At 57.9% G+C, this 10,395-nt stretch carries 9 protein-coding genes; 4 read left to right on the top strand and 5 right to left on the bottom strand.

The features are described 5' to 3' along the window. A partial coding sequence (locus LC354_RS15365; RefSeq protein ID WP_223423163.1) for a transposase occupies window positions 1-358 on the top strand: 358 nt, incomplete at its 5' end. Between the two features lie 12 nt (window positions 359-370). Here LC354_RS15365 and LC354_RS15360 read toward each other — a convergent pair. Beyond that, window positions 371-2,470: a hypothetical protein gene (locus LC354_RS15360; protein WP_223425285.1), complete on the bottom strand. Its 2,100-nt coding sequence runs from the start codon at window positions 2,468-2,470 to the stop codon at window positions 371-373. 137 nt (window positions 2,471-2,607) lie between these two features. On the opposite strand from LC354_RS15360, the gene LC354_RS15355 reads away from it, so the two are divergent. Beyond that, the gene (locus LC354_RS15355; protein WP_223425283.1) at window positions 2,608-3,324 is read left to right on the top strand and encodes a thiamine diphosphokinase; all 717 of its coding nucleotides are present in this window, start codon (window positions 2,608-2,610) and stop codon (window positions 3,322-3,324) included. On the opposite strand, the gene LC354_RS15350 is transcribed toward LC354_RS15355, so the two are convergent. From LC354_RS15350 to LC354_RS15335, 4 genes are all read right to left on the bottom strand, one after another. Then, window positions 3,242-4,159: a DMT family transporter gene (locus tag LC354_RS15350; protein ID WP_223425281.1), complete on the bottom strand. Its 918-nt coding sequence runs from the start codon at window positions 4,157-4,159 to the stop codon at window positions 3,242-3,244. The two genes, LC354_RS15355 and LC354_RS15350, sit on opposite strands and share 83 nt — an antisense overlap. A 144-nt stretch (window positions 4,160-4,303) precedes the next feature. After that, on the bottom strand, window positions 4,304-5,677 hold the full coding sequence (locus LC354_RS15345) for an L-serine ammonia-lyase (RefSeq protein ID WP_223425279.1): 1,374 nt from the start codon (window positions 5,675-5,677) through the stop codon (window positions 4,304-4,306). 1 nt (window position 5,678) lies between these two features. Continuing rightward, window positions 5,679-6,362, bottom strand: coding sequence for a glutathione S-transferase family protein (locus tag LC354_RS15340; protein WP_223425277.1), 684 nt, complete (start codon window positions 6,360-6,362; stop codon window positions 5,679-5,681). Window positions 6,363-6,423: 61 nt separating this feature from the next. Next, window positions 6,424-7,665 (bottom strand): adenylate/guanylate cyclase domain-containing protein, encoded by a 1,242-nt coding sequence (locus LC354_RS15335; protein ID WP_223425276.1) that lies wholly within the window; start codon window positions 7,663-7,665, stop codon window positions 6,424-6,426. A gap of 144 nt (window positions 7,666-7,809) precedes the next feature. On the opposite strand from LC354_RS15335, the gene rpiA reads away from it, so the two are divergent. Together rpiA and LC354_RS15325 are read left to right on the top strand one after the other, a co-directional pair. Continuing rightward, the gene (gene rpiA, locus LC354_RS15330) at window positions 7,810-8,598 is read left to right on the top strand and encodes a ribose-5-phosphate isomerase RpiA (protein ID WP_223425274.1); all 789 of its coding nucleotides are present in this window, start codon (window positions 7,810-7,812) and stop codon (window positions 8,596-8,598) included. A gap of 282 nt (window positions 8,599-8,880) precedes the next feature. Further along, window positions 8,881-10,344 carry an FAD-dependent oxidoreductase gene (locus LC354_RS15325; RefSeq protein ID WP_223425272.1) on the top strand — a complete coding sequence of 488 codons (1,464 nt, stop codon included), beginning with the start codon at window positions 8,881-8,883 and terminating at the stop codon, window positions 10,342-10,344. Window positions 10,345-10,395 lie beyond the last annotated feature (51 nt).

Here is a 10,395-nt window from a genome sequence, read left to right as displayed (position 1 = left end):
GCCTTGGGTCATCACAGGCGCGATGAACGGCCCGGCATTCGACACCTACATCGAAACACAACTCGCTCCGGTGCTCGACCCCGGCACCGTTGTGATCCTGGACAATCTGTCCACCCACAAAAGTCCGCGCGCAGCCGAAGTTCTGCGCAAGCGCGGCTGCTGGTTCTTGTTTCTGCCTGCTTACAGTCCGGACCTCAATCCAATTGAAATGGCATTCTCAAAGCTCAAATCCCATCTGCGGCGCATCGGAGCCAGAACCTACGATGCCTTGTTTGAAGCGCTTGGCGACATCTGCGATCTCTACGAACCAGTAGAATGCTGGAACTTTCTCAAAGCCGCCGGATATGCCTCAGATTAAATGCAAAATGCTTTAGCCCGCGGCGCGATGGTCTGGCCGGTAACCGATGTCGCCCGTTACAGCAAATCGCCCACCTTTAATCTTCTCTATTTTGCCCGCACGCAGGAGTTGACCAAAGGAGCGCAACCCATCTTCTCGATTAAAATCGCCTTTTTCGATCTGACGAACTTTGGTCATTAGTTGAGGGCGCGAAAATTGGTCTCGACCTTCGACAAAACTGAGGTAGCTGGCGGCGGCTTCTAAAAGTTCGGGCAAATCGTGAGCCCCCATTTCGTTGGCGTAATCCTGAAAACTGGTTTCGGCCGCAGTGTTTGGAACGTCTTCACGGGCGGCTACTCGGCGCGGGCGCACCGGTCCTGTCGGTTCTTTGTCAATGTCCACGCGCTGCTCCGCGACGAGCTTCAAAGGGGCCGGACGCTTGCTCTCGGAAGTGTTTGCGACGCCGCGGCCTTCGGGGCGTCGCGGTTTTACGACCGACGCAAGGTCGGACCGATACGCACCGTCTTTGCCCTCATCCTCTTTGCCGATGCCGAGGTCGGCTTTTTTTGCCATGACCGCCGCTTTCAGGTGCGCAAATGCACTGCGGCGGTTGGTACTTTCAGGTTCATCCATCTGAGTGTCCACCTCAGCCATCAGGCGAGAGACGTCGTCGTCCTCTACAGTTGGTTGGGTTGTAGTGTCATCAGTATCGTTCGCGGCGTCATGATTCGCGTCAACGGTCTCTTCTTGCGACACGCGTATGTCTGGGTCTGCGGATGCGGAGAGTTGTTCTTCATTTTGCGCATCAAAAGATGAGGTGTCGTTCTCGCTGGCATCGTCGACTTCTTCCAAGGCACCGCTTGCAATGGCTGCGTCGATTTCGGAACGTTTCACTTTGATGATGCGTGCACGCGCGGCTTTGACCTCGGGACTGTCAGTTGTGTCTTCGACACGTGTCTGGATACTTTCGACATGATCAATTTCAGTCGCCAAGCCATCATCAAAGAGGTTCGCGTCATCCTCATCATCTTCTTTTGAGTTTGCGTTTTCCCCAGTATAGCTTGCAAGCGTGTCGAGCAGCAAAACATCGTCTTCAACTTCGGCGTCTATAGAGCTTTCATCTGTTTGCTCCGTGTTCGCTGCGGCTAAGCTGTTTTCCTCCGTATCGAAGCGGGCCAGTAAAGCTGTGACATCGTCACTTTCGCTTTCGTTTTCATCTTCTTCAATTGCTGCGTTTTCAGCCTCTTGCAAGGTTTCAACTGCGAGTGCCGCTTGTACAATCACCGAGGATTCTGCTGGGTCGGCCACCGCGTCGGTGTCGGTCCCTGCAACGACTTGGTCAAGGATTGGGGTGTCCGCAGGCGCGCTTGGCGCAAGGTCTTCGGCATATTCGTCTTCGAACACTTCTTCTGGGATGTCATCCCGACTCTTGGTCACAACAGCGCGAATGCGCTGAAGTTTTGCCGCGATGCTGTCGGGTGCGGGAGCCTCTTTCCTGTCGACAGGCTCAGCCTCTGCAATGACCTCGGCGGCCTTCAAATCTGTTTCTGGGTCAGGTTGCGCAAAAAACTGTTCTGCATCCTGCGCAGAAGAGGCGTCGATGTCGGCAGGGTTTGCCACACTTTCGGCATCGGACGCCGCGGCTTCGGTTTCAAAAGCTTCCTGAGCTGAATCGACATTGGAACGCCCGAAATTCGCGCTCGCGCCGTCCTCTTCTGAACATTCTGTGACGTTCTGTTGCATGGCATTTTGTTGATGCGGATGGTCCGCCACCGTTTCGGTGATGTCCTGCGCGCCAGGACTTGTGTGCTCGGCGGTTTCGCTGGGATGGGCTTGTGCATCGAGTCCCGTAGGAGAGGCGGCTGCACTGACTTGCGCCTGCTCGGCACTTAAAACGTAGCGGCCGTCATGCTTTCGGGCATCCACGCGCCGCGAAATCTCGCGTTCTGCGATCCGAGCGAGCATCTCTACGTCCGGTTGCGGTGGCTCTGCGCCAAAATAACGATCGTCAGAAGCCAGATCGCGGAAGTATTCCGCAATGGCTTTCATCGTACCAAAATTGTCGTCAAACCCTTCCAACGTGCAAGAAAAGGTACCGTAGGAAACAGTTAAAATTTTATTGTTACTTGTCATCGGATGCTCGTCCTCTGCTCTTTGCGGAGGTTTCAGTAAATGGCAAAGATGGTCCAAAGCGGACCGAATCTATGCCGAGTAAGGTATCATTTCGTGGCAATATTGTGATCTGTTTCCCAAAAATGCATTAAGAGGCGATGAAAAATCGGATTGTTGATAGTTTTGAACCAGTGACTCTGGTGGGTGGTGGCGTCGCGTCATTGGACGATCTTGCAGAGGCGCTGGCGCTGGCGCCGGTTTGCGTGGCTGCTGATGGCGGTGCGGAACTCGCTGTGAAAGCCGGGGTCGATATCGCGGCGGTGATCGGGGATTTCGACTCTGTCGGTCAGGTTCTGTCGCGCATCCCCGTCGAACGCCATATCAGGATTTCCGAGCAGAACAGCACCGATTTTGACAAGGCGCTGCGCCACATTTCCGCTCCGTTGGTGCTGGCTGTCGGGTTCACGGGTGGGCGGCTTGATCATCAATTGGCCGCTTTGCATGTGCTGGTCGCCTACCCCGAGCGTCCTTGCATACTGATTGGCGAAACCGAGGTGACATTCCTGTGTCCACCGCAGGTGACGTTGCCGCTCGGATCAGGAGACATCGTCTCCTTGTTTCCGATGGCTGCTGTCGCCGGGACGTCGCAAGGCTTGACCTGGGAGATCGAAGGGCTTCAATTTGATCCTATGGTCAAGGTTGGCACGTCGAACACCGCTTTGGGTCCGGTCGTATTAACCATGAACGCGCCTGCGATGCTGGTGGTTGTGCCGCGCAAACGTCTGTCGGCTGTCACACAGATGCTGGCGCACGCGTCGCCATCCGCGCGATGGCCCGTTCGCGTAGAACGATATACAGCCCCGCCGCAATCGTGATGCAGATCCCCAGCGCTGCCAGGCCGTTGGGCAGGTCGCCAAACACCAGTAACCCGATGACGGTCGCAACAGGAATTTCAAGATATTGCATCGGGGCCAATGTGGCGGATGGCGCGTAGCGCAGTGACCAGGTCATCAAAAGATGCGCACAGGTGCCCAATACCCCGATGGTCATGAGCAAAGCCCACTCTCCGGTCGAAGGCGTAATGAAGGTTAATGGCTCAAAACTGCCGTAATGCGTGACCCAAAGGATCGGGCCCATGATGCAGACGGCCATGATGCCACTGACGGCCTGAAGCCCGACCGGATCGGTTTGTTTGGCGATCTGGCGCGTGACCAGCATGAAAAAGGAAAAGGTAACGGCCACCAGCAGGGGCAACAGCGCAGGCCAGCCAACCTCTGCAAAACTCGGTTGCACCACCAGAAGCGTGCCGATGAAGCCGACAATGCACGCTATAAAGCGTCTGCTTCCGACCTCTTCGCCCAAGATATACTTTCCCAGCAGCAGCATGATGAAAGGCATGACGAAAGCGATGGCGATTGCATCGGCGAGCGGCAGGTATTGCAGGGCCGTGAACATCGCGCCGATGCCAAGAATATGCAGGACGGTTCGGACTAGCGTCAGCCACAGTACCCGCCCATGCATCCGCCAGACCCGACCCGTGGCCCACACCAGCGGGATCAGCAAAAGAGCTTGCACCAAAAAGCGCACAAAGAGAAGTTGCCCGACGGGGACGGATTGTCCCAACAGTTTGGCGACCGCATCCCCCATGGGGGCGACCACGCAAAACCCCAGCATCAAGAAGATGCCGAGCAGAGGTTTATCCTGTTCCATGTCGTCCACGCTAACAGCGGCAATGGGGAATTCAAATTGAGAATTGGTCTGTCTGTGACGCCCGTTAACGTCGCTTGCGGCTTATCGGATCGGTCTGTTTCGCGCAATGCGCGAAATGCGCCCGCCCGCCAACCCGGGTTGGTCTCAACAGTTGGGGACGTTGACCGCCAAACCACCCAGTGCTGTTTCCTTGTATTTTTCGCTCATGTCTTCGCCGGTCTGGCGCATCGTTTCGATACAGGCGTCCAAGGGCACGAAATGCGTGCCGTCGCCCCTGAGTGCGAGGCTGGCCGCGGAGACGGCCTTGATCGCGCCCAACCCGTTGCGTTCGATGCAAGGCACTTGCACCAGGCCGCGCACCGGATCGCAAGTCATGCCAAGGTGATGTTCCAACGCGATTTCGGCCGCATTTTCCACCTGTTCTGGCGTGCCACCCATCACTGCGCAGAGGCCGGCAGCAGCCATGGCGGCGGCACTGCCGACCTCGGCCTGACACCCGGCCTCAGCCCCCGAAATTGAAGCGTTGTATTTGACCAGACCGCCGATGGCGGCGGCCGTCAGCAGGAAATCTTCGACATGTGCCTCGGACGCGCCGGGGACGTGGTCAAGGTAGTATCTGAGCGTCGCGGGCAGCACGCCTGCAGCCCCGTTCGTAGGGGCGGTGACAACCTGACCGCCGGCCGCGTTTTCCTCGTTCACTGCCATGGCATACACACTCATCCAGTCGTTGATGGTATGCGGGGGCGTCAGGTTCATGCCGCGTTCTTGCAGGAGTTTTTCGTGAATGCCCTTGGCGCGCCGTTTGACGGAAAGGCCGCCCGGCAAGATACCGTCGGTGGCCAAGCCGCGATCGATGCAGTCGCGCATGACTTGCCACAGCCGCTTGGTGCCGGTTTTGAGGTTTTCGTGTCCGCCGCGTGCCACTTCGTTGGCGCGTTTCATTTGCGCGATGCTTTGGTTTGAGCGATCCGCCATCTCGAGCATCTCGGCGGCGGATTTGAACGGGAAGGGGATCGGTGCCCCTTCATCGGTGGCCTTGCCGGCGGCCAGTTCTTCTTCGGTCATGACAAAGCCACCGCCGATCGAATAGAAGACCTGCCTCAGGGTGACGTCGCCCTGGGCATCGGTGGCCATCAATATCATACCGTTGGCGTGACCGGGCAGGGGCGTGTCATAGTCAAAGATCAGATCCTTCGCGGGGTCAAACCGCAGATCGCCAAGGCCCGCCGGTTGCAATGTGGCGGTTTCGGCCAGATTGCGCAAAATGTCTTCGGCCTTGTCATGGTCATAGGTTTCGGGGACGAACCCAGCCAGACCAAGGATCGTCGCTCGGTCAGTGGCATGGCCAACGCCGGTAAAGGCCAGGCTGCCATGAAGCGACGCGCGCACCCCTGCAAAACGGAAGGGCGAGGCGCGCATCATGTCCAGAAATCGCGCAGCAGCCACCATCGGTCCCATGGTGTGTGAGGAGGACGGGCCAATGCCCACCTTGAACATTTCGAACACGGACAAGAACATGTTACAGTGCGGACCCTTCGGGCGGATTGGGGCGCCGGGGCGCGGTAAACGGAGTTGGGCCCAACCCTTCGGCGGATCGGGCATTGGCTGTTGCGGGCACATCCTGAAGCCTTTGGCAGAAGTGGGTCAGCCGGGGTGTGTCGTCAAGGTTGAACCAAATGCGATCATCCGGTCCGTAGATTGCGCACCAGCGGAGCAGAGCCGCAACGTCGATAGCTGTTGGCGTGTCGTGACCAAAGGCCTGCGTTTCGGCAGTGTTCAGGGTTTGGAAATGCGTGATCAGTTTCATTTGAGCGCCCTTTTGCACGGCGCGTTGAAGCTCCTCAGCGTGGGCGACCAGTTTGCGTGGATAAAACAGCAACGTCATCTGTTGGCGCACAGTGTTTGAGCAGAAGAACAGCCATTTGAGAAAACCGGCCCGGCCCTCACTATTGGCTTTTGGTCCAAGCGCGCCATGCCGACCCGCAAGCCACACCAAGATTGCCCCAGTCTCAAAGATCGGCCCTTGCGGCGTGATCAGCGTCGGGATCAGACCGTTTGGGTTCAGCGGCAGATAGGTCGGCGCAGGCTGGTCCCGACTGCCGCGATCCACCATCTTTGTGGTGGCGGGTTGTCCCAGCATATCCAGCGCCATCCGTACAATGAGCGAGGCGATGTCAGGGGCGTAATGCAGCACATAGGTCATGGTGCTGATCTACAGCGTTTCTTGAAGCCGACAGATGTCAAAAACGACCTGACGCAAGCGTTTACGATGGGTTCAGGGGATAACCGACGACCGTGATGGGCTGATCAAAGCTGCGCACCTGTTGTGCAGGATGGATTGTACCTGTTTCGGAGACGTGCGCAGCAAAGGCTTCGCTGGCCAATATCGGAGCGTTCAACGTGCGGGTCAGCCCTTCGATCCGGGCCGCCAGACCGACCTGAGGCCCGGTGGCGGTGAAATCCAGCCGTTTTTCAATGCCGACATTGCCGTAAATCACTTCGCCGACGTGTAGGGCGACGCCAAAGTTCACCGGCGGCAATTTTTGGTCACCGCGCAGCGTGTTGGCGTGATCGGCGCGGGCAAAGGCCTCGCGGGCGGCGGCGAGAGCTGCGGTGCACATGTTATCGCGCGGGCGGGTGCCCGGCTCGATCGGGAAGATCGCCAAAATCCCGTCGCCGATAAATTTCAACACCTCGCCGCCGTGATCGAGGACTGCATTGGCGGTGCAGTCGAAATAGGCGTTGACCGTGTCCAGATAGGTTTGGGCGTCCAACTGCTGGGACAGCGCGAGAGATGCGTGCATATCCGAATAAAACAGGGCACATTCGATCTGTTGCAGATCGTTCCGGTCGATCTGTCCGGTCAGAACGCGGTTGCCGGACACGCGGCCCAGATAGGTTTCCAGCACATCATTTACCATGAACCGGTCCGTGTCGACACGCGCACAGACGCAAATGGCGGGCACCAGCCGCTCCAACCCCTCAAGGTCACTTTGGGAAAAGCCGCTGAACCGCTTGGTCGCAAAGGACAGGGATGCGCCACGAAAATTCTCGGATCGGCCACGTTGATGTTGGGGCATTTCAAAAAAGAGCTTTTGCTTGCGCCCATAGATCAGTCCGAATGCGGCATATCCCGTGATCCCCTGGGCGGCCAATTTGCCAAATATCGCATAGCGCGCGACGTCGGCAGGATCTTTGAGGTTGGCGATGATGGACGTGACGCCGTCTTCGCCAAGGTCGGTAAATGGGTTTTTCACTTCCAGTTCTGCCAGAACGCTGGCACGCGGCACGGCCTCAGACTTGATATCACCGCTGTCGCGATCCCATTGAATATTCAGCAACCCGATCACCGGGTGTAGTAAGGCGCGCCCAAGACTGAGGCGCGCCAACGGCACGCCGCCATCCAGCAGGCGGGTCGCCAAACCTTGCACCGTCACCGAAAGAGGATCGTCGCTGAGCGCCTGCGCCAGCAGCCAGTCGATAGTCGTGTCAAAAAGATCGGCCAAGCGGGACGCTCCGTTCAAAGGTGCAACGATTGTTTCGCACTTGGGGCTTCGTGTCACGGCGTAATGTAAATTTGGCGCGGTTCTGGGGGTCGCACAGCCCAACCAACGCTCTTATAAGAACTGCATATCAAGGGAGTCGCTGCCATGACCGAAGAAATGTCACCTATCGACAAGGCCAAATTCGTTGCCGCCAAACGCGCCGCCGATTTTGTCGAAGACGGGATGCGTGTCGGGCTGGGCACCGGCTCGACGGCCGCATGGCTGGTGCGGTGTCTGGGCGAACAGGTGCGCGATCATGGGCTGCGCATCAGGGGCGTGCCGACATCCACACGCACCGCCGAACTGGCGCGCGCGGTTGGCATTGAGGTGATTACGCTCGATGAGGCGAAGTGGCTGGACCTGACCATTGATGGGGCAGACGAGTTTGACGGCGACCTGAACCTGATCAAGGGCGGTGGCGGCGCGCTGTTGCAGGAAAAAATCGTGGCGACGGCCAGCGATCAGATGATCGTGATTGCGGACATCGGCAAAGAGGTCGAGCACCTTGGCGCGTTCCCGTTGCCCATCGAGGTGATCCCCTTTGGCTTGCAGACAACACAAGCCCTTGTCGAGGAAACGTTGATTTCGATGGACGTGTTGGGCCGCGACTCCACGCTGCGGATGAATGGCGACCAGGCCTTTGTCACAGATGAAGGCAATCATATCCTTGATCTGCACTTGAAGCGGATCGGCAATCCCCGCCAGCTTGCACTGGTGCTGAACCAGATGCCGGGCGTTGTCGAAAACGGTCTGTTCGTCGATATCTGTGACAAGGTTGTGATTGGCTTCGGCGACGGGCGGGTGGAAGTGCGCGACATCAACGAAGGCACAGTGGCGCAGGATCGCATTGACTTTCCTGAGGCGGACAACCTGTTTTCCGATCTGGCGGATTAGAGAGCCTTACGGCCGCGCCCCGGTGGGTCGCGTGCGAGGCATTGCTTTGATGGTGTGGTGAGCCTGGCGGTTTGTGTTTCAGTCACAAGGGCCTTCAAACCCTGCAAAATTCCCGAAGGCGACCATCTGCCAATGATCCACGGCGAAAGAATTTACCATGTTGCGTCTCTGATTTCGGTCTTGCGTTGAAATCGGTGCGGGACCTCACAGATGCGCGACTGGGTCTGGTTTTACGCCGACCCATGTGAAATATGGTCGACAGAAGACGGAAGGGCTGCTGACATGAGTACATACGATTATGATCTGTTCGTTATCGGCGGTGGCTCAGGCGGAGTGCGGGCAGCGCGCGTTGCCGCCGGAGAAACGGGCGCGCGTGTCGCGCTTGCCGAAGAAGACCGTTACGGCGGAACCTGTGTCATTCGGGGCTGTGTCCCCAAGAAGCTCATGGTATTTGCCAGCGAATTCGCGTCCATGCCGTCCCTGGCGAATGGCTACGGTTGGGACATTGAAGCAGGGTCATTTGATTGGCCGACCTTCCGCGGCCACCTGAACACGGAACTCGACCGGCTTGAAGGCATCTACCGGAGCCTTCTCAAGAACTCGGGAGTCGAAACCTTTGATGCGCGCGCGCGCCTGAAAGACGCCCATACGGTCGAGCTTTCCACCGGTGAGACAAAAACCGCCAAGACCATTCTGATCGCCTCGGGCGGGCATCCGGTGCGACCAGACATGCCAAACGCAGATCTTGGTATCGTCAGCGATGATATCTTTCACCTCGAAAACCTGCCCAAATCGATCCTGATCGTGGGCGGCGGCTATATCGCGTGCGAGTTTGCGTGCATTTTCCATGGGTTGGGTGTCGAAGTGACACAATACTACCGAGGGGCGCAAATCCTGCGGGGATTTGACGACGAGGCACGCGGCCTGATCGCCGAAGCGATGCTCGAGCGGGGCATCAAGCTGCATCTTGGCACCAATATCGTGGAGATGGCGCCCGCTGACGCGGATCACAACTTGTCTGGATCAACGGCATCTGACGCAGCCATGGGCGCGGATGCTTCGATGATGGGTGCGCTTTCTGCAGCGGCGAAAGGGGACCGTTCCGGCCCGATCTGGGTCAAGCCGACGTCGGGCAAACCGCGCGCGTTTGATGTCGTCTTGTTTGCCACGGGTCGTGATCCGAACAGCAGCGATCTGGGTCTCGAAGACCTTGGCATCGAAGTGGGTCGGCGCGGCGAGATCGTTGTGGACGAATTTTCCAAAACGGCCTGCGACAGCGTCTATGCCATCGGCGACGTGACCAACCGGGTCAATCTGACCCCTGTTGCGATCCGCGAAGGCATGGCTTTTGTCGAAACCGTATTCAAGGATAACCCAACGGCGGTCGATCACGACTTGATTCCATCGGCGATTTTCACCCAACCGGAAATGGGTACGGTGGGCCTGAGTGAGGAAGCGGCGCGCGACCGGGAACCTATTGACGTGTACTGCACGTCTTTCCGGCCGATGCAGACGGCCTTTGCCGGGAAACCCGATCGCGTCCTGATGAAACTCGTGGTCAGCGTGGCGACGCGCAAGGTTCTGGGTTGTCACATCGTCGCACCAAATGCCGGTGAAATGATCCAACTGGCCGGGATCGCCATCAAGATGGGCGCAACAAAGGAAGATTTTGATCGGACCGTGGCCGTACATCCGACCATGTCCGAAGAGATTGTAACGATGAAGACACCAATGCGGACTGCTTGAAAGTCCGATAAAAAAGCACAGGTAATGACACAAGGCGCAGGCACGCTGCGC

The sequence above is a fragment of the Tateyamaria pelophila genome (assembly GCF_019966495.1).
GTDB lineage: Bacteria > Pseudomonadota > Alphaproteobacteria > Rhodobacterales > Rhodobacteraceae > Tateyamaria > Tateyamaria pelophila.
The sequence above is the reverse complement of the archived record's forward strand: the minus strand, read 5'-3'. Positions and strand labels throughout refer to the sequence as shown.

Coding starts and splice junctions, on each gene's coding strand:
- LC354_RS15360 (WP_223425285.1), bottom strand. CDS start 2,470: ATGACAAGTAACAATAAAATTTTAACTGTTTCCTACGGTACCTTTTCT.
- LC354_RS15355 (WP_223425283.1), top strand. CDS start 2,608: ATGAAAAATCGGATTGTTGATAGTTTTGAACCAGTGACTCTGGTGGGT.
- LC354_RS15350 (WP_223425281.1), bottom strand. CDS start 4,159: ATGGAACAGGATAAACCTCTGCTCGGCATCTTCTTGATGCTGGGGTTT.
- LC354_RS15345 (WP_223425279.1), bottom strand. CDS start 5,677: ATGTTCTTGTCCGTGTTCGAAATGTTCAAGGTGGGCATTGGCCCGTCC.
- LC354_RS15340 (WP_223425277.1), bottom strand. CDS start 6,362: ATGACCTATGTGCTGCATTACGCCCCTGACATCGCCTCGCTCATTGTA.
- rpiA (WP_223425274.1), top strand. CDS start 7,810: ATGACCGAAGAAATGTCACCTATCGACAAGGCCAAATTCGTTGCCGCC.
- LC354_RS15325 (WP_223425272.1), top strand. CDS start 8,881: ATGAGTACATACGATTATGATCTGTTCGTTATCGGCGGTGGCTCAGGC.